Here is an 18,656-nt window from a genome sequence, read left to right on the forward strand (position 1 = left end):
CGAATTCGGGCTACCTCAATTGAGGTAGCCCGAATTCGGCCGATTGGCTATTTGTGTCTCTTATGTGTATCAGGCGAAGATGCGGGGTTTCCGTCGAGTCATCGGGTGAGCCGGTAAGCGTACTGCGCGTCGAAGGTCCCCGCGGCCGCGGAGCAGCCGTCGGCCTGGCCCGGCGGTTTCACCCACAGGTAGGCGTCGACACCACGGACGCCGGTGCCGGCGGTAGGGCTCTGGCCCAGACGCCGGCCGGGCGGGTCGCAGGCGCGATTGCCCCGTGCCGGCCCGGCCCCGTTGCGGCTGGTGTCGATCACCATGGTCAGGCGGGCGCTGTCCAGCTCCCGGAGCACCGAGTAGCCGTAGTCGATCTCGTCCCGGGTCCTGTTGAAGTTCGACACGTTCAGGGCGATGCCGTCCCCGTACCGGGTGGCCCCGGCGTGCCGGAGGCGGTCGGCCATGGTGTGTGCCGGGTGCCAGCGGGAGTTGCCCGCGTCGTAGTACACCCGGGCGCGTGGGGCATCGCGGCGCATGACCCGGCCCGCGTGGGACAGGGCCGCGAACCGGTCCCGCCGTTCCCGGGAGCTGAGGCAGTCGGCGAGCGCGAGGGCGTCCGGTTCGAGGACGACCAGTGCCTGTCCTGAGCCGATTCCCCGGGCGAAGCCCTCGACCCAGGCACGGTAGGCGGCGAGATCCGCCGTGCCACCGGTGCTGTGCCCCGAGCAGTCGCGGTGGTGCACGGCGTAGGCGACCAGGACCGGCATCGCGCCCCGGGCCCGGGCCGCGTCGACCACGGCGCGCACCTTGCCCTCCACCTTCAGCGGATCCGGGTCGGTGAACCAGGATCCCTGTGGCCGGGAGGCGATGCGCTCCCGGATGACCGCTACCCGGGGGTCCTGGGGGTGTTCGCGCACCCAGCGGGCGGCCGGGGTGTCGGGGGCGGTGTAGAGGCGGGTTACGGCGGGGAAACGTGGCTCCGGCAGGGCTGGGGGCGGGGCGGCGCCGGGGCGCTGGCCCGGGAGGAACGGGGCGTTGGTCACTGCCGTGGCGACCGCCACGAGGAGGCCGAGGGCGGTCAGCAGAGCCGCCAGTCGCGCCCTCCGCGGACGCGGGTACGCGCGCCCCGGGGCCGGTGTTTCGGGGCGCGCGCGCTTGGGGACGGGGCCGCTCAACCGGCACACCGTCAGTCGTCGTCCGACGGAGTGACGCTGCGTCGGATCAGGAGCCAGGCGAGGACGGCGAGCAAGAGCAGCGCAGCCGTCACTGCCGACACGACAACCATCGGCTCGGCGTCCGAGGACGCGGCGTTGGCGCGGCCCTCGGTGTCCGCCGTCCGGTCGCCGGACAGTGCCTTCGCGGAGGCGGCCGCGCCGCTGCTGTCCGCCAGAGCCGTCGCGGGGGCGACGATTCCGAAGCCGATTCGATCATTCCGGGTCGGGTGGTCCTTGCCGCCGGCTGTGTCGGTCAGCTGCTCGATGACCTGGGCGACGGTCCACCGGGGATGCTCGGCGCGCAGCAGTGCGGCGGAGGCTGCGACCCAGGACGCCGCGTACGCCGTACCTGAGCCCGTCCAGTAGTCGCCTTTCCGGTCGGTGGTCAGGATGTCGACGCCGGGTGCGGCCAGGATCACGTCCCTGCCTTGGTGGGAGTCGGGCCAGACCTTGCCTTTCTTGTCGATGGCCGAGACGGCGACCACTCCCGGGTAGGCGGCCGGGTAGGTCGCGGCGTTTCCCGTGCTGCCGTTGTCCCCCGCGCCGGCCACGACCAAGGCGTTGTTCTGTGACGCGTACTCGACCGCGTCCCTGAGCTCCTCGGACGGCTCGGAGAAGGAGACGGTGACGTTGATGACCTGGGCCCCCTCGCGTGCCGCGTGCCTGATGCCCGAAGCGGTCGCGGCGACGACGGGCGCGTCGTCGCGGAAGACCCGCACCGGGAGCACGCGTGCTTCCGGCGCCAGCCCGTACAGGCCGTCGCCGCTGAAGTTGCGGCCGGTCCCGGCGATGATGCCCGCCGCGTGGGTGCCCTGTACTTCCGCGTCGCCCTGATCGCGTGTGCCGTCGCCGGTCGCGTAGTCCGCGAGATCCGCGCCCTTGATGACGCGTCCCTTGAGGTCGGGATGGGAGGCGTCGACCCCGGTGCCGATCACCGCGACCGTCACGCCCTGGCCCCTGCTGACCTCCCAGGCCCGGTCGGCCTTGAGAGCGGTCAGCGCCCACTCGGAGTCGCGGAGCGCCCCGGAGTCAGCCGGAGCGGCCGTACTGGAGACGGTGACGACGAGCGCCAGCGCCGCGACAGCGGCTCCGGTGCGTGCGGCGAGCCCGGCGCCCGACGTTGAACGATCTGCCATGGTGAGGCACCTACCTCCGGCGCTGATGGGACATGAGGCCGGACCGGCGAAGGTGAGGTGGCGGCCCGGCCGTCCCAGCCCGGCACTCTCGATCGGAGCGGCCGGGCCGGAACACCCCTGCGCGCTCCATCGTCCGCAGCCGGAGAGTGGCGTTGCACCCGCCAATGGGGGAGAAGGCGATCCCTTCTTCGGGGGAGGGCGAGGGGCGGCCTGTTCCGATTCCCGGGCTGACGGGGGCCCGCTCTCCCCCAATTGGGGGTGCGAAAGGATCCCCTGAAGGCGGGACCTTCGCTCACCCGTTTATGTGATGTTCGCGACTGCTCATGAGTGCAGGCTGATGTGTGAGGGCCCGCCGGGCGGGGCCGGGGCGCTCTCGCCTTGGAGGAGCCGCGATGCACTACTTCCGAACGGTACCTGTGCACACCGACGAGCCACGAGCGGAGGCGGAACCGTCCCCGAGTCCCGCCACACCCACGGCGCGGGGCGGCCGGATCACCGGCCTGCTCACGAGCCGGGTAGTGCGGTTCGCGGTGGTAGGTGGTGCGGGCACGGTCGTGAACACAGCAGCTCTGTATGTCCTTCATCGCCTGCTGGGTGTGCCGCTGGTCGCTGCTTCAGCCATGGCCGTCGAGTTCGCCGTGGTTCACAACTACCTGCTCAACGACTGGTGGACCTTCGCGGCGCGTGCACCATCCCTCAGAAGGTTCGGGAAGTTCAACGTGTCCATGCTCGCCGGCCTCGCGGTCAATGTGCTCGCCCTGTGGGCCCTGGTGCACGGCGGAGTCCACCTCGTGACGGCGAACCTTCTCGCCATCGGGGCCGCCTTCTCGGTCAACTACGCTTCCAGCGCGCTCTGGGTGTGGGGCAGGACCTGGGGGAGGCAGCGATGATGACGCTCCTCCTGTACGCCGGACTGGTTCTGATCTCCGTCGTGCTCACGGTGCAGTCGGCCCACGTCCTGTACCTGATGCTCTACACCTGGGACCAGCCGGACGCCGAGGCGAAGGCGAAAGCGCCGGAGGAGTTCGTGGCGCCGCGGCTGTCCTTCAGTGTGCTGCTGCCGGCCCGGCATGAAGAGGACGTCATCCAGACCACCATCGAGCGGATGGTGCGCGCCGACTATCCGGGCGAGTTGCTGGAGGTCTTCGTGATCTGCTCGGCGGACGACACCGGCACGATCGGCAAGGCCGAGGAGAAGATCGCCGAGCTCGACCGGGAGGGGCTGCACAACGTCGAGGTCGTCGTCTTCGACGACAAGCCCGTCAACAAGCCGCACGGCCTCAACGCGGCCCTGCCACACACGAGTCACGACGTGGTGACCATCTTCGACGCAGAGGACGACATCCACCCCGCGATCTTCGACCTGGTCAACACGGTGATGATCCAGGACGAGGTCAACGTGGTCCAGGCCGGCGTGCAGCTGATGAACTATCAGTCCACCTGGTACTCCGCCCTGAACGTCCTGGAGTACTTCTTCTGGTTCAAGAGCCGTCTGCACTATCACGCCCTTGAGGGCTCCATCCCGCTCGGCGGGAACACGGTGTTCTTCAAACGCGAGTTGCTGGTGCGCCTGGGCGGCTGGGACGAGCACAACCTCACCGAGGACGCGGACCTGGGGCTGCGGGTGTCGGCCGCGGGGGAGCGGGTGCGGGTGGTCTACGACGACCGGTACGTCACCAAAGAGGAGACCCCGCCGACGCTGGGGCAGTTCGTCCGGCAGCGCACCCGGTGGAGCCAGGGCTTCATGCAGACCCTGAGCAAGGGCACTTGGAAGCAGATGCCCACCCGCAAGCAGCGCTGGCTGGCCTTCTATGTGCTGGCGTTTCCGCGCGGGCAGGCGCTGCTCGGCCTGTACTTGCTGGTCTCCCTCGGCATGATGCTCTTCCTCAATGTGCCGGTGCTGGTCGCGCTCGTCTCCTGGCTGCCCGTGCTGATGCTTGCGGCGCACTTCGTGACGCAGGCCGTGGGCCTGTACGAGTTCACCGACGCCCACGGCCTCCAGGCCACTCCGAAGGCCGTGCTGAAGATGGCGGTGGCCTGGTACCCGTTCCAGCTTGTCCTCGCCTACGCCGCGCTCCGCGCCATGCGACGCCAGCTGACCGGCCAGAACAACTGGGAGAAGACCCAGCACGTCGGCGCCCACCGGGCCAAGTCGTCGGGGGCGAACTCCGATGCCGCGTGAGATGAGACGGCGTGTGACAGGACCGCGTGCGACGAGGCCCCAACTGGTCGTCGTCCACGACGGGGAGCCCGCACCGACCGGACAGGCCCCGGCGCCCACCCAGCGGAGCCCGCGGCCGGTTGTCACCCCGGGACGGTTCCCCCGGCTGGGGCAGCGCGGGCGGATCGCGCTGGGTGCCGCCGTGCTCACGGGGCTGGTCACGCACGGCTGGCACCTGTTCCAGTACCCGCTGTACCTCACCGACGAGGGCATCTACATGCAGCGGGCATGGTCGCTGGTCCGGCAGACCAGGCTGTCGCCGTACACCTACGACTACGACCACGCGCCCGGCGGCTGGATCCAGCTCGCCGGCTTCGCCTTCCCGCTGCCGGGCCAGTTCGAGACGTTCGGCAACGCGGTCAACACAGGCCGGTTCCTGATGCTGCTCGTGCACCTGGTCAGCGTCGTCCTGCTCTTCGAGATCGTCCGACGGCTGACCGGCAGCGTCCTGGCCGCCTCCGTGGCCGCGTTCTTCTACAACGTCTCGCCGCTCGCCGTCTACTACCAGCGGCAGGTCCTGCTGGACAACCTCATGATGTTCTGGGTGCTGCTGAGCCTGTACCTGCTGCTCGGCCGCGACATGAGGATCCGGCACGCGGTGGGCGCCGGGGCGGCGTTGGGGATCGCGCTGATCACCAAGGAGAACGCGGTCTTCTTCGTTCCCACCCTGATGTATCTGCTGCTCCGCAGGGTGAAGGGCTCCACCCAGCGCCGGTTCACGAAGTCGCTCTGGCCGTTCGCCATGGCCATCCCGGTCGGTGCCTACGTGCTCTACGCCGTCTTGAAGAACGAGCTTGTGCCCAGCGGCCTCGACTTCGACCTGAACAACCCGCCCGCCGATCACGTGTCCCTGCTCTACACCCTGTGGTGGCAGCTCAACCGCAACCAGGGATCCCTGCTCGGCCAGGGCAGCTTCCTGTACAACAGCTGGATACCGAGGGACGGGCTGTTCCTGCTCCTTGGTCTGCTCACCATGCTGGCCGCCCTGTACTGGGGCTTCAGGGACCGTAAGCGCAACCTCGGCTTCCTCGTGGTCGGCACGATGGCCGTCGCCTATGCCTTCTATCTCGTACGCGGCAGCGTGCTGCTGGACTTCTACATCGCTCCGATGGTCGTGCTGTTCGCGATGAGTATCGGCATGGTGACCGATCGGATGCTCGGGCGGCTGCGGTCCCGGCTGCGGATCGCGGTGCCCGCCGTGGCTGGGGCACTCCTGTTGCTCGTACCGGTGACCGACTATCTGCTGACGGTCAATGACGAGGGGCGGGTGGCGGTCGCGGACCAGTACCACCCGAAGCTGAACCTGACCCGTATGCAGGAGCAACAGGTCACCTGGATAAGGGAGAACGTTCCGTCGGACGCGCGGATCATCATGGACGACGACCTGTGGAGCGAACTCCACGACGTCCCCCCGTTCTATCCGTTCGCACATTCCCACTGGAACGCCGCGGCAGACCCCGACGTACGCGACAAACTCTTCGCCAAGAAATGGCAGAACATCGACTACATCGTCATGTCCAACAAGATGCGGCAGTCCATGGACGGCAACAACGGCGACGGCCGCGAGGACTGGATCCTGACCGCGCTGAAAAACGCGAAGAAGGTCTGGGAGACCGGTCAGGGCGACATCAGCCTGCAGATCTACCGGGTCGGTTAGTCCCGGGCCGAGGAGGTGAGCGTCATGCCCGAGAACCCCGAGAACAGGGACAAGGACATACCTGAGAGCCCCGAGGAAAATGAACAGGCCCCTCCCGGAGAAACCGGAGGAATGAAGAGGTGGTTCACCTGGAAGAAGCTCCTGATGATCGCCATCGCGCTCGTGGTCGTCGGTTCCCTCGTCCAGGTCATCGCGAAGAGCGGCGGTTTCGGCGGCGCGCTGAACACCACCGGCGACAACGCAGAGAACAAGAAGAGCGCCCCCAAGGAGATCAAGACGCCTTCCCAGAAGCCGAAGACGGTCGAGCTGGGGGACCAGAAGATCCCGCAGGCGTCCGGGCCGATCATCGTGGTCAACCCCGGCCTGGTCACACCGGGCGGCAAGGCGACCGTAGAGGGCGCGGGGTTCGACGCCAAGTCCACCGTGGACCTCTTTCTGAAGACCTCGGCCAAGCAGAGCGAGGGAAAGGGCCTCGCCACGGCCAAGACCGACAGGACCGGGTCGATCAACACGCAGATCGCCGTGCCCGAGAACGTCAGCAAGGGCGCCATCCTGGTCGCGCAGCAGCGCGACGCCGACAAGGTGGCCGAGGCCCAGCTCGTCTCGGGCGGTGTGGTCGGCTCCGTGAAGATCAACAAGGCGGTGGGCAAGCCCGGGGACTCGGTGTCGCTGAGCATCCGCGGTTTCGGGGCCGGGGAGAAGATCGACGTCTTCTGGGGCCGGGTCGGCGGCAAGCCGGACGCCAGCCTGACCGCTGACGGATCCGGCGGCATGGGCCGCGTGGACGTCAAGGTCGGTGTCGCACCCACCGGCGCCAGCACGCTGATCCTGGTCGGCGAGAAGAGTCAGACCACGGCCACCGCGCCCTTCCAGATCCTGGGTCTGTACCCGACGCTCAAATCGTCGCCGTACGCTTTGAAGGCCGGACAGCAGATCAGCGTCTCCGCCGGTGGGTTCGCACCGGCCGAGCGTGTCCTGTACTACATCAACAACGCCAGCGGCGTCCCCGCCTTCACCGCCACCGCCGACGCCAACGGCAATGTCGGATCCGTGTCCTTCGACGTGCCGTTCGGGCTGGAGGGCGAGCAGAGCCTCACCGCGATCGGCGACCGGACCCGGGCCGTGGTCCGCACCGGCTTCCAGGTGATGCCCTACACCCCGACGGCCGAGCCCAGCACGTACTCCGGTAAGGCCGGTACGTCGGTGAGCTTCTACGTCACCGGCTTCGCCGCGAACGAGACAGTGACCCTCTACGCCGGCGGTCCGAACGGCGACGCCAAGAAGATCACGACGTTCCAGGTCGACGCCAAGGGCGAGGCCGAGGCCGTAGGTTCGTACCCGGTCACCAAGGCCGACGAGGGCGGCGTGGCCTTCAAGCTCGTCGGAAGCAAGAGCGGCGGTGAGGCCAAGGCGTCGATCAACGCCGCCGAGCAGGAGGGACAAGGGGACCAAGGACAGCAGGGCCAGGGGCAGTAGGCCGGACGGGCCGGATGAGCGGCCGGAGCCGCACGGCGACCAACACGGGAGGAGCACACCATGAGCGTCGTCTTCGGGCCCAACACCCGACGGGTCCTGCAGTTTCTCACCCACATCGAGGACCTGTCGCCGCAGGACATCGACCGTGTGGCCGGCCTGTGGCGACAGACCTCCAGCCAGACCCGCGCCGAGGCATGGGCCGAGGTCCGGCGCACCACCACCGATGAGGAGCGCTACCGCATCCTCGTGGCGGCCTCGGTCGCCCGCCGAGCAGCCCTGGACACCGCGCAGAGCCACCACCGGCACGACTGGGCCTTCTGGGCAGCGGTCTGGGACGCGGTGATGGCGATCGCCGTCTGCGACCGGATCGGCGGCCACTACGACGTCCTGATCGCCCCGGTCGCCGCAGTCATGCCAACCCTGGGAGTGTGCCGACGCGACCAACTCGGCCCCCGCCACCTGCCGGACGCCGTGCTCGGAAGGAACGGGCAGCCATGAACCACCGGATCCCCGTCATGGTGGCCGACAACGACGCCGAGGTCCGCGAGGCCCTCGCGGACCTGGTCGAGTCGCACCCGGCCTTCCAACTGGTGGGCCTGGCCGTCGACCACGCGCAGACGGTCTCGGTGGTCGGCCAGACACATCCGGTGGTCCTGATCCTGGACGTGCAGATGCCCAAGGGCGACGCCCCCACCACCGTACGCACCCTCCGCGAACGCGCGCCGGACACGAGGATTCTGGCCCTGTCCGCGTACGCGGACCGTGAGACGGTTACGGACGTGCTCGTCGCCGGGGCTGTCGGCTATCTGGTCAAGGGGGCGCCCGCGGAGGAGATCCTCGAAGCCGTCACCCGCGCGGCCCGCGGCCAGTTCAGCATGTCGGCCGAGCTCGCCGAGGCCTGCCTGGAACCACTGCGGCGCGTCCCCAGACCGTCGGTGCCGGGGGCGGCAACCGCTCCCGTACGTATCGACGAGAAGGCCTGCCTGGACGTGCTCGAACAGGCCCCCTGCGGCGTGCTCGTCATAGGGGCCCAGGATCGCGTCGAAGTCGCCAACGCCCATGCCCGGCACATGTTCGGCTACAGCGCGGCCGAACTGCGCGGCAAGCGGCTGCGCGACCTGCTGCCGGAACACCCCAGTGCCGGGGTGGACACCGGAGAGCTGATCGCTCCGGTCACGCCGGGTCTGCGCCGGAACGGCTCGGAGTTCCCCGTCCGGATCAGCGGCGGCCGACTGCGGGGCGGGCGTCCCCGTCACGTGGTGTACGTGACCGTTCTCGGCGAAGCGGGCGTGACCGGTGATCGGCTGCGCCAGCTTGTCGAGTCCTCTCCCGACGCGATGCTGGTCCTGGACGCCGAGGGCCGCATCCGCCAGGCCAGCCCGCGCGCCGAAACCCTCTTCGGGTACAGCCACGAGCGGTTGCTCGGCACGCTCATCGAGGTGCTGCTGCCCGACCAACCGCTGACCATCTCACTGAGCGACTGGACCGACCCACGGCAGGAACCGACGGGACACAGCGTGGAACTGGTGGGCCGACGCCAGGACTCCAAGCAGTTCCCGGTCGACGTGAGCGTCAGTCCGCTGCGCACCGCCGAAGGCGTGTTCGCCGTGCTGACCGTCCGGGACATCACCGAGGTACAGCGTGCCCAGTTCGTCCTCGAACGCAGCCTGGAACTCCTGGAAGGAACCGACCGTGACCGGCAGGCCCTGCTCAGCCACCTCATCCACGCCCAGGAGGAGGAACGCCGGCGCATCGCCGCCGACATCCACGACGACACCATCCAGGTCATCACCGCCGCCGGCCTGCGCCTGCAGCAACTGCGCAGACGGCTGACCGACCCCAAGGACGCCCAGGTGATGGACCGACTGGACGAGACCCTGAAACTCTCGCTCAGCCGCCTACGCCAACTCATCTTCGACCTGCGGCCCTCCGCCCTGGAGCACGGCAGCCTGGCCACCGCCCTGCAGACCTTCCTCGACCGGATGCGCGCCGAGACCGGCACGCACTACAGGTTCGAGGACCGGCTGGAGGCCACACTGCCCGTCGAGACCATGGTGCTCGTCTACCGGACCGCCCAGGAAGCCCTGATGAACGTGCTCAAGCACGCCCGGGCCAAGACGGTCCGCGTCCAACTGCTCGGCGTCGAGGACGGCTGCCTGATGCGCATCGTCGACGACGGCGTGGGCTACGACCCCCTCGAAGTCGAGTCCCGCCCCGGCCACCTCGGCCTCACCCTCATCCACGAACGCGCCCAGATGGCAGGAGGCTGGAGCCGCGTGGAGAGCGAGCCGGGAGCCGGCACCACCGTCGAGTTCTGGGTGCCGATCGAGGAGGCTCCGTCACCGTCCACGGAATCCGGAACGGAGGAGAACGGCCCTTCCGCGCCGAAGGACACCGGGCCATGAACCGAGCACCCGACCTCACCAACGTGCTGCTCGTTGAGGACCACCGGGCCGTCGCCGAGGGACTGTGGGCCCTGCTCGACGAATACGACGACCTGACCGTGGTCGGCTGGGCCGACTCCGTGGCCGAAGCCGTGCCCATGACGGAGCAACTCTCCCCACAGGTGGCGCTGATCGACTACCGGCTGCCCGACGGCACCGGCGCCGACGCGGCGGCCCGCATCCGCGCCCAGGACCCCACCATCGCGGTCGTCTTCCTCAGCGCCGACACCAGCGACGCCGCCCTGCTGGCCGCGGTCGAGGCGGGCGCGAGCGGCTACATGCTCAAGTCGGCGGGCGGCGACGAGATCGCCACAGCCATCCGCGCGGCGGCCGCGGGCGAGACCCTCATCCCCGCTCGCACCCTCATGGAGGTCCTCGCCCGGCACCGCGAGAGCACCCGTGCCTCCGCCCGGCAGACGGAACGACTGGAGAGCCTCACCGCCCGGGAGCAGGAGATCCTCGCCCTCATGACCCAGGGTCTCGACAACCGGGCCATCGCCGACCACCTGACCATCAGTTACGCCACCGTGCGCACTCACGTACGCGGGATCCTCGAGAAACTGGACGCCCGATCTCAGCTCGAGGCAGTGGCCAAGGCCGCCGACTGGGGCTTCCGCCCGAAGCAGTCCGACCCGGCGCCGGAGCCGGACGGACCGTGACGGTGTAGGCCCAGGTTGTGTACCGGGAACGGCCCTCGAACGACTGAGGTGGGTGACCAGGTGGATCATCACCTCCCGGGCCGCGTCGTCGGCGTCCACGGGTCTGCCGGAGAGCCGCACCGCCGGGCAGTACACGGGGTGCTGCATCGCCGGACAAGTCCAGTAGGTCACCGCCGTAGGGTCTTCCGCGTGTCTGACCGCGAGCAGCGGTCGCCCGCGTCGCCGAAGGCCGGACCGGGCGTCGCCAGCTCGCTCATGTTCACCTCAACCAGGCGCCTCCAACCGGCCGTGGGCTCTTGAGATCATCGTCGGGCGTCTGGAGGGCGCGACGATCCGCTCCGACCCCCCGGTGGTGGCTTGCAACATCCCCCGTGGGCGGCGCGGACGCAGGGGCTGGTCTCCGGCTTCAGGTATTCGCGGGTGCTGATCGAGAGGGCGCAGCATGAGCTCGATCAGTTCATGGTCCGCGGGACAGCTTGCTCGTGATCGGCGACGAGATCATCGAGACCCCGATGGCAGGGCCGTGCCGGTATTCCGAGACGCATTTCTATCGCGCGATTCCCAAGGACTGCTTCCGGCGTGGCGCGCGCTGGACGGCGGCGCCGAAGCCACAGCTCACCGACGACCTGTTCGGGCATCGAATTTCCTCCGAGGAAGGCGTGACGGGCGAACCGTGCGGTGAACGGCACGACGGAAACCCAGTATCGGTCGCGGAACTTCCCTCATCCCCTCGGTCGGCGGAGACGGGCCGTTCCGAGGCGGACGCGCACTCCGACGAGCGCTGCGTCAGCCGATGTCGAACGCAGGACCGGTGATCGTCAGCCCGAGGTCTCCACCGGCGTGCGAGATGAGAGCGAGCAGCATCAGCGAGGCTCCGGCAAGGGCCATGTCCTTTTGGAACTGGACCGTTTCCATCTGCCGCGCCTGGGCGTCGCTCTCCTTCCAGAACGCGTGCATCAGCAGCGCGGTCGGGATCAGGAACACGGCCAGCAGCAGGGCGCCGAGGTCGGCCCAGATGCCGAGCAGGACGCTCAGTCCGCCGATGAGGAGCAACAGACCGGTGCCGCGGATCACAGAGACAGAGGACGGTGCGCCTCTGGACGCGGCGTACTCGGCCATCGTCTTGCTCTGCTTGAGGTGGCTGAGAGCAGAGCTGAGGAAGAGCGCCGCGAAGAGAATGCGGCCGATGAGTACCAGGACGTCCATGATGACCTCCGGGTGCGGAATGCTGCTGGAACAGAGAGCACCTGTACAAAAGGCTACCCTTCGACCACATCCGCCGCGGTCCGTGCCGGAATGGAATGCGGACTGAGTAGCGAAGGGTTTCCGTCATCGTGGAGGAATGGCGCGCGCAGACGGAGCGGGACAGGAGGTTTGCGCAGTGCGTGCTGCCCGAAGTGGAGATGCTGCTACGGGTGGCGACGGCGTTGACCGCGCGGCCGGGCCAGGCCGAGGAACTGGTGCGGGACACCCTGCGGCGGGCGTACCGGATGTCCGACCGGTACGACGGTCGGCAGCCGCGGGCCTGGCTGCTGACCCTGATGCACCAGGCGCGCACCGACCGGCATCGCGACGGCGGATCACCACCGCCGGACGACCCGCATGGCGGCCCTGTACGGGCGTCGGTGGGCGCGCTCGTGAGCCCCGGGGAATCGCACGTGGTCGGACCGGCGTTTCACGAGGTCGTGGACAGCGCGCTTGAGGCTCTGCCGGTCAGGTACCGGCAGGTGGTCCGCCTGGTGGACATCGACGGACTGTCGTACGCGGAGGCGGCATGGTTGTTGGGCCTGCGCGAAGCGACCGTGACGAGTCGCCTGCGCCGGGCGCGCAGGCGTATCCGCGTCCGACTGGTGGCGGCCGGTCTGGTGCCGGGACGAGGTGAACGGTGAGGATGTGGGGAAAGCGCAGGCGATCCGCCGAGCACAGGATGAACTGCATGCAGGTGGCCCGGATCCTGCAGGCGTACCTGGACGGGGAGACCGAAGAGGTCACCGCCCGTCGGGTGGCGGCCCATCTGAAGGACTGCCGCCCCTGCGGACCGGAGGTCGAGACCTACCGGAAGATCAAGGAGGCGCTCACTCGCCGGTCGGAGCCGGATGCCGACTCGGTCGAGCGCCTGCGCGATTTCGCCGAGGGACTGCTGCCCGGTGGGGACGGGGACGAGGGGCACGCACAACAGGGGCTTGCCCCGCTCCCTTGAGCGGAACGTGCCGTTCCGGCCGCCGGTCACCTTCCGCGTGTGCCCGCTTGGCCGGCTGTGAGGACGGCAAGAGTCAGGTGGGATGAGGAGACCATGTCCGACGACCGCCACGGGGACCCCTTGGTCCTGGTCTTCGATGTGAACGAGACACTCAGCGACCTCACACCGCTGCGGGCCCGCTTCGCGGATGTGGGCGCTCCGGCGGAGCTGGTGTCCACCTGGTTCGCCGGGGTGCTGCTGCGGGACGGGTTCGCGCTGACCGCTGCGGGCTCGTACGCGGACTTCGCGTCCGTTGCCCGGGACGGGCTGCGGGCCGTGCTGTCGTCCCGGGCGGGCGAGTGGACCGGCGATGTCGAGGGCGGGGTCCGGCCGCAGGCGATGTCCCGGCCGACCTACAGCGTGCGGGGACCTGCGGGAGCTCACCGACATCCTGACCGCGGACGAGGCATGAGAACACGTGGGACATGCCCGCCGGGCCCGGACCGGAGGCGACAGGTCGTGATCGCCTACACCACGGCAGGGCACGGCAGGGGACGTGGCCTCGATGCCGCTGATGGTGTAGCGGAAGTGCGGCAGACGGGCCGGTGTACGGCTTCCGGAGGCCCGGTCCGGCGGTGAGCGGGACTCGGTGTAGGCGCAGGAGCGGCAAGCACGAGGGCGAGCGGCACCGGAAGGGCGGCGCCGACGCGGCTGGGGCGGCCGCCGCCCGGTGTTGGGTCGTGCCGTCAGGGGAGGGCCGAAGGGAATGTGGAGGCGCCGTCAGCGGGTTTCCTGCTTGCGGAAGGGCCGTGCCCGGCTGTCGGATGCCCCCTGCTGGGCGGTGAGCAGGGGCGTCGATCGCGCGGGCATACGGGGTGGACGGTCCGGTTCCCTGACGAGCCGTGCCCGAACGCTTGTTGTTCGGGCACGCGGGCGTCGGAGCAGTCGTTCAGTGGGCGACGACGTCGACGCGACGGCCGGTCCGGGACCGAGGCGAGGTGGACGATGAGGGTGTGGCCGAAATGGCGGGACACGGTGCAGAGAAGGACGGGCTGCGCCGAGGTGATCCGCGTCCTGCAGGCGTATCTCGACGGGGAAACGGATGAAGTCACCGCCCGCCGGGTGGTCGCACACCTGGACGGCTGCCACGACTGCGGTATGGAGGCCGACCTGTACCGCGAGATCAAGAAGTCGCTGGCCCGGCGGGAGCGGCCCGACACTCGGGCAGTGGAGCGGCTGCGCGGGTTCGGCGAGTCCCTGTTGCACAGCGCCCCGGGTGACGGTGGCAATCGCATACCCGGTGGTTGAGCGCCGGCTGCCAGATGCCCGGATCCGGACACCGCTGTCCGGAACGGCGCGGACGGGCCGCGGGGGAGGGGGCTGCGCACCGTTCCGCCTCCCCCGCGCGTCGGGGAGGCTGACGTGGCGTGCAGGTCAGGGGATCCAGTTCAGCAGGCTGCCGGGCCGTAGCGGCCGCAGTGGGCAGGCCTTTCTCGCACCGGACTGGGAATGCCGGCCCCTACGACGGTGACGCCCTCCGCCTCCAGGCGCTCCCTGCACCACCTGCGAGGCCCGCGGTTTCTCACGCGGCAGCAGCCTCTCCAGCGCCTCCACCACTCGCCTGGATCCTTCGCGTGCTCAGACCCGGCGGTGAACTGTACTTCGCCGACCGCCGCCTGCCCGCCGGGCTCCTCGACAACCCGGTCCTGGTCGGCGAGTGCCTCGCCGGAGCCCTCTACACCGAGGACTTCCGCCGCCTGCTGGAGCGCGCGGGCTGCCCCGACGCCCGTACGGTGGCCACCTCACCGGTGACGCTCGACGACCCGGAGGTCGAGCGGAAGATCGGCTTCGGCGCCTTCACCTCATGCACTGTGCGCGCCTTCAAGCTGCCCCTGGAGGACCGCTGCGAGGACTACGGCCAGGTCGCCGTCTACCACGGCGCCCTTCCGGAACACCCGTACGCCTTCGACCTCGACGACCATCACCGCTTGCACACCGGCAAGCCGATGTTGATGTGTGGCAGCACCGCCGGCATGCTCTCCGCCACTCGCTACGCCCCCCACTTCACCGTCACCGGCAACAAGTCCACCCACTTCGGCCTGTTCCTGTGCGCCCCCACCGAGCAGACCGGCAGGGAGGGGTCCGGCACGAGCGGCGCCTGCTGCTGAGCGGCCGAGCAAAGGGAAGGCCGTGCCCCGGGCGCCGGGTTCCCCAGTCACGAGGCAGGGGCACCCGGCGCCTGCGCGAGACGACAGGGAGGCGCGTGATGATCTATCGCGCCACGTGGCACGGCCAGATGATCGCCGAGAGCGCCGACATCTTCAACGTCGACGGCTACCGCTACTTCCCGCCCGACTCCGTGCGCCGGCAGTACCTCGTCCCCAGCAGCACTTCGAGCACCTGCCCGTGGAAGGGGCGGGCGAGCTACTTCACCCTCTCCGCGGGCGGCCGGCAAGACCGGGACGCGGCTTGGTGCTAGGCCGAACCGCTACCCGCCGCAGCGCCGATCCGCGGATACATCGCGTTCTGGCATGGCGTGCGAGTTCAGCGGATGCGAGGCGGCGGCGATGCCTCGCTGCTGAGCCCGATCACCGCGAGATTCCGGAGATGACGGCCCTCGCTCCGGTGCCATGCCGGTCCCGCTCCCCGCAGGAGGCCTTGATGAGCCGCAGGACGAGTAGTTCGCCACTGCACGTCCAGCAGTGGGCCACATGCCTCGCGACCCGAGTGCGCCGCACCCCGGTGAGCTGCCCGTCCGCGTACGCCCCGACCGCGCCGCGCAGCCGGAGATGGCGCAGCCTCTCGCGGCACTCCGCCCAGAACCGGCACGGCCTGGAGGCACTCAGCTTCGTCATGCATGGGAAACCCGCGTTACGCGTACCTCATTCCGTGGAATGCTCCGGTTGGCCTGGGGGGGTTTCCAGTCCGTGGGAGAGACAGTGGCGCAGCCGCCGGAGGTGCGGGACAAGGCGTTCGCGGAGTTCGTGCTGCCTGAGGTGAAGATCCTGCTGCGGGTGGCGATGACGCTGACCGCGCAGTCGGCCGACGCCGAGGATCTGGTGCAGGACACGCTGCTGCGCGCCTACCGGGCGATCGACCGGTTCGACGGCGAGCACCCCCGCGCCTGGCTGCTGACCATCATGCGCCGCGCGGAGATCAACCGGCACCGCCGTCGCAGGCCCCACCTGCTGGACGACCCCGACGCCGACCTGGACCGGCTGACCGCGGCCGACGCGGTGGCCTCGCCGGAGGAGGAGGTGGTCAGCGAAGGCTTCGACGAGGTGGTCGGCGCCGCGCTGGCCGCCCTGCCCGACAAGCACCAGCAGGTCGTCCGCCTGGTGGACATCGGAGGGCTGAGCTACGCGGAGGCCGCCGAAGTGCTCGACGTACCGGAGGGGACCGTGATGAGCCGACTGCACCGGGCCCGCAAGCGGATAAGGACGCAGCTGGCGGCGGCCGGGCTCGCGCCGAAGCCGAAGAGGAGCAGGATGTGATCGGGCGCCGGGGCGGGGCGGCGCACCGCCCCATGACCTGCAGGGAAGTGGCCCGGGTGCTGCAGGCTTGTCTCGACGGCGAGGCGGAAGAGGCGACCGCCCGCCGGGTCGCCGCACACGCGGAGGACTGCCGCCGTTGCGGTCTCGAGACCGCTGTCTACCGGGAGATCAAGAACTCACTGGCCCGTCAGGAGGTGCCGGACGAGAGCGCGATGGCACGGCTACGCGACTTCGGCAGTGCCCTGCTCACGGCAGGGCCGCCACCCGAGGCGTACGACGAGGCGGCCGAGCTCGGCGGAGGGCGGTGACCGCGCAACAGTTGTTGGTGGCCTCCAGGTGGTAGACCTCACCACCTGTGCCCTGATCCACGCCGCCGACCACTGCTGCATCGTCCGGGGCGAGTTCGTTCTGCACGCGTTCGAGCGCTTTTGGTGTTTTGGTGATGTCTTGTGGCATTGTGTGCCACACGCGGGAGTGCCCGCGCGGTGTCGAGCGAAGGCAGACGTCCTCTCATCAGGCCATGGGCGTGGCCGTCCCGGCAGTGCCGGCCGGAAGGGAACCCAGGACCGGGCGTCGCAGTCCCGCCCCAGACTTCCGCGCCGCTCTGCCCCGGCTCCCGCCGTGTGCTCGGCCGGCCACCCAGGTCGCCGAGTACGTTTCCCAGGTGAGGGGCCGCGGCGCTCCCCCGCGGCCTTTCGCGCCCCACCCGATCCCCGCCCCGGCGGGGAGCCAGCCACGCGCGCTTTTCGGTGCATGTGGCGGACAGGAGCGGTCATGCCTGCAACATCCCCCGTGGCGACGCCCGGAGCGGAGCCCACTGCCGTGCGCACCTCAGGGAAAGCCAGGAGCGGGTCACGCCGCCATGAGGTGAGGACCGATCCGCCTCAGCCGGCGGCAGGCCGAGGCGCCCCGCCAGCAGCGGGAGACCCGTGGTTCCGGACCGACACGGAATTCCGCGACGTCACCACCGTCGGCCACATCCTGGCCCTCATCGCCGGGCACATCCCAGGCCTCGCCATCGGCCGAGAGACGCGCGATCGAGGGGTCGGCGGCCCGGCATCCTCCACTCACCGACCACCAGCAAGCTGATGCGCGCGGGCCCGGGTCTGCTCGGAAAGTCGGCTCAGCGCCGCCGGAACAGCCCCCAGCAGGCCTCGCCGCGGCTCGGAGTCTGTCTGAGGTGCGTGCTCGGAGGCGCCCGCCAGAACCTGGCGGGCCGACGGGTTGACCGTGGCCCGGCCGGCGACGGTCACGGTGGGCACGGTCTCGTTGCCGTGGGCGACCGAGCGGACGAACGCCGTGGCCTTCTGGTCCTCCCAGATGTTCCGCTCCGTGAACTCCACCCCGCTGCGGCGCAGTCCCCGCCGCAGTGACGAGCAGAACGGGCAGCCCGGCCGCCAGTAGACCACCACGCGCGGCGAGATGGGCACGGGTTCGGACCCCGGTTCCCGGTTGCTGCATTCCATATCCGGCGGCCCGAGCAGAGCAGATGCTGGGCTGATGCCTCACTGTTCGGAGGCGGCGAGTTCCGTTCGTTTCTCCGCCGCGTAACCCGCCGCGAGGAAGGCGTCCATCTGGGCGGCAGTTGACAGGCCCCGGATTTCGACCATGGCGGCGGTGAACGTCGACAGCGTCCAGGCTGCCGTCGGGCAGCGGCTTGCCGTCCCGGATGGCGTCGGTGACCTCGGCGGGAACCTTGCTCATGTCGGCGATGGTGCAGTGCGCGGCGACGCAGTAGGTGCAGCCGTTGACCCTGCTGATGGTCTGCAGGATCGTCTCCTCCTCGGCCGGGGTGAAGCCGGATTCGGAGCGGAAGGCGTTGTAGCCGTTGAGGTAGGCGTCCAGCAGGCCTGGCACGTTGGCCTTGCGGGCGTACATGTTGGGGATCATCCCGGTCTGTGCCTTGGCCTTGGCGAGATGTTGTACTTCGCCGTGCCGAAGGGGGCGAAGACACGCGTCGTCGACATGCCCTCCTCGGTGGCCGAGGAACTGAAGCGTCACGTCGCGGCGTTCCCGCCGATGGAGGTGGAGCTTCCCTGGGGGGAAGCCGGAAGCGGACGGGCGGCGGAGGAAGTACTCCCTTTTGTAGTGGGCGGCCGCACGGAAGGACGGCTTCCACGTGCTGCGGCACGCCTACGCGTCGATCATGCTGGAAGCGGGGGAGCCGGTGGTGACGTTGGCGCGA

The 18,656-nt window shown here is 69.6% G+C and carries 20 protein-coding genes and 1 pseudogene; 16 read left to right on the plus strand and 5 right to left on the minus strand.

The window, feature by feature from the left end; translation table 11 throughout:
- Positions 1-98: 98 nt before the first annotated feature.
- Together F3T56_RS09480 and F3T56_RS09485 are read right to left on the minus strand one after the other, a co-directional pair.
- A complete protein-coding gene (locus F3T56_RS09480) occupies positions 99-1,175 on the minus strand; it encodes a glycoside hydrolase family 6 protein (RefSeq protein WP_246203510.1) in 1,077 nt (358 codons plus the stop codon).
- Positions 1,176-1,177: 2 nt separating this feature from the next.
- Positions 1,178-2,341 carry a S8 family serine peptidase gene (locus F3T56_RS09485; protein ID WP_149824326.1) on the minus strand — a complete coding sequence of 388 codons (1,164 nt, stop codon included), beginning with the start codon at positions 2,339-2,341 and terminating at the stop codon, positions 1,178-1,180.
- A 392-nt stretch (positions 2,342-2,733) separates the two neighbouring features.
- On the opposite strand from F3T56_RS09485, the gene F3T56_RS09490 reads away from it, so the two are divergent.
- The 8 genes and pseudogenes from F3T56_RS09490 to F3T56_RS09525 form a co-directional block, all read left to right on the plus strand.
- Positions 2,734-3,231 carry a GtrA family protein gene (locus tag F3T56_RS09490; protein WP_149824328.1) on the plus strand — a complete coding sequence of 166 codons (498 nt, stop codon included), beginning with the start codon at positions 2,734-2,736 and terminating at the stop codon, positions 3,229-3,231.
- The gene (locus F3T56_RS09495; RefSeq protein ID WP_246203511.1) at positions 3,228-4,523 is read left to right on the plus strand and encodes a glycosyltransferase; all 1,296 of its coding nucleotides are present in this window, start codon (positions 3,228-3,230) and stop codon (positions 4,521-4,523) included. The genes F3T56_RS09490 and F3T56_RS09495 overlap by 4 nt, the downstream gene beginning before the upstream one ends.
- 13 nt (positions 4,524-4,536) lie before the next feature.
- Positions 4,537-6,219: an ArnT family glycosyltransferase gene (locus F3T56_RS09500; RefSeq protein ID WP_246203512.1), complete on the plus strand. Its 1,683-nt coding sequence runs from the start codon at positions 4,537-4,539 to the stop codon at positions 6,217-6,219.
- 24 nt (positions 6,220-6,243) lie between these two features.
- Positions 6,244-7,695 (plus strand): hypothetical protein, encoded by a 1,452-nt coding sequence (locus F3T56_RS09505; RefSeq protein ID WP_246203513.1) that lies wholly within the window; start codon positions 6,244-6,246, stop codon positions 7,693-7,695.
- Between the two features lie 60 nt (positions 7,696-7,755).
- A complete protein-coding gene (locus tag F3T56_RS09510; protein WP_149824332.1) occupies positions 7,756-8,193 on the plus strand; it encodes a hypothetical protein in 438 nt (145 codons plus the stop codon).
- Positions 8,190-10,100, plus strand: coding sequence for a PAS domain S-box protein (locus F3T56_RS09515; RefSeq protein WP_149824334.1), 1,911 nt, complete (start codon positions 8,190-8,192; stop codon positions 10,098-10,100). Before F3T56_RS09510 ends, F3T56_RS09515 begins: the two co-directional genes overlap by 4 nt.
- Entirely contained in the window at positions 10,097-10,798 is a 702-nt protein-coding gene (locus F3T56_RS09520) for a response regulator (RefSeq protein WP_149824336.1), read from the plus strand. Before F3T56_RS09515 ends, F3T56_RS09520 begins: the two co-directional genes overlap by 4 nt.
- A 193-nt stretch (positions 10,799-10,991) precedes the next feature.
- Positions 10,992-11,430 (plus strand): annotated as a pseudogene (locus tag F3T56_RS09525) (amidinotransferase); the annotation flags it as partial.
- Between the two features lie 154 nt (positions 11,431-11,584).
- On the opposite strand, the gene F3T56_RS09530 reads toward F3T56_RS09525, so the two are convergent.
- Positions 11,585-12,004, minus strand: coding sequence for a DoxX family membrane protein (locus F3T56_RS09530; protein ID WP_149824338.1), 420 nt, complete (start codon positions 12,002-12,004; stop codon positions 11,585-11,587).
- A 179-nt stretch (positions 12,005-12,183) separates the two neighbouring features.
- On the opposite strand from F3T56_RS09530, the gene F3T56_RS09535 reads away from it, so the two are divergent.
- The 6 genes from F3T56_RS09535 (at position 12,184) to F3T56_RS46920 (ending at position 15,456) form a co-directional block, all read left to right on the plus strand.
- On the plus strand, positions 12,184-12,687 hold the full coding sequence (locus F3T56_RS09535; protein WP_246203514.1) for an RNA polymerase sigma factor: 504 nt from the start codon (positions 12,184-12,186) through the stop codon (positions 12,685-12,687).
- A 47-nt stretch (positions 12,688-12,734) separates the two neighbouring features.
- Complete coding sequence (locus tag F3T56_RS09540; RefSeq protein WP_246203515.1) at positions 12,735-12,998, plus strand: anti-sigma factor family protein; 264 nt, start codon at positions 12,735-12,737, stop codon at positions 12,996-12,998.
- A 93-nt stretch (positions 12,999-13,091) separates the two neighbouring features.
- Positions 13,092-13,616 carry an HAD family hydrolase gene (locus F3T56_RS47585; protein WP_246203516.1) on the plus strand — a complete coding sequence of 175 codons (525 nt, stop codon included), beginning with the start codon at positions 13,092-13,094 and terminating at the stop codon, positions 13,614-13,616.
- Positions 13,617-14,012: 396 nt separating this feature from the next.
- A complete protein-coding gene (locus F3T56_RS09550) occupies positions 14,013-14,285 on the plus strand; it encodes a zf-HC2 domain-containing protein (RefSeq protein WP_246203517.1) in 273 nt (90 codons plus the stop codon).
- A 326-nt stretch (positions 14,286-14,611) separates the two neighbouring features.
- Positions 14,612-15,145 carry a class I SAM-dependent methyltransferase gene (locus F3T56_RS09555; protein WP_216372941.1) on the plus strand — a complete coding sequence of 178 codons (534 nt, stop codon included), beginning with the start codon at positions 14,612-14,614 and terminating at the stop codon, positions 15,143-15,145.
- 98 nt (positions 15,146-15,243) lie between these two features.
- Positions 15,244-15,456 carry a DUF427 domain-containing protein gene (locus F3T56_RS46920; RefSeq protein ID WP_216372942.1) on the plus strand — a complete coding sequence of 71 codons (213 nt, stop codon included), beginning with the start codon at positions 15,244-15,246 and terminating at the stop codon, positions 15,454-15,456.
- 109 nt (positions 15,457-15,565) lie between these two features.
- On the opposite strand, the gene F3T56_RS09565 is transcribed toward F3T56_RS46920, so the two are convergent.
- The gene (locus F3T56_RS09565; protein WP_149824344.1) at positions 15,566-15,832 is read right to left on the minus strand and encodes a zf-HC2 domain-containing protein; all 267 of its coding nucleotides are present in this window, start codon (positions 15,830-15,832) and stop codon (positions 15,566-15,568) included.
- 72 nt (positions 15,833-15,904) lie between these two features.
- Here F3T56_RS09565 and F3T56_RS09570 point away from each other — a divergent pair, with 72 nt between their 5' ends.
- Together F3T56_RS09570 and F3T56_RS09575 are read left to right on the plus strand one after the other, a co-directional pair.
- Positions 15,905-16,471 carry an RNA polymerase sigma factor gene (locus F3T56_RS09570; RefSeq protein WP_246203518.1) on the plus strand — a complete coding sequence of 189 codons (567 nt, stop codon included), beginning with the start codon at positions 15,905-15,907 and terminating at the stop codon, positions 16,469-16,471.
- Complete coding sequence (locus F3T56_RS09575; protein ID WP_246203519.1) at positions 16,468-16,779, plus strand: anti-sigma factor family protein; 312 nt, start codon at positions 16,468-16,470, stop codon at positions 16,777-16,779. Before F3T56_RS09570 ends, F3T56_RS09575 begins: the two co-directional genes overlap by 4 nt.
- Positions 16,780-17,538: 759 nt before the next feature.
- On the opposite strand, the gene F3T56_RS09580 is transcribed toward F3T56_RS09575, so the two are convergent.
- Entirely contained in the window at positions 17,539-17,901 is a 363-nt protein-coding gene (locus F3T56_RS09580; RefSeq protein WP_342786907.1) for a glutaredoxin domain-containing protein, read from the minus strand.
- Between the last annotated feature and the right edge of the window lie 755 nt (positions 17,902-18,656).

It is taken from the genome of Streptomyces tailanensis, from assembly GCF_008386495.1.
GTDB lineage: Bacteria > Actinomycetota > Actinomycetes > Streptomycetales > Streptomycetaceae > Streptomyces > Streptomyces tailanensis.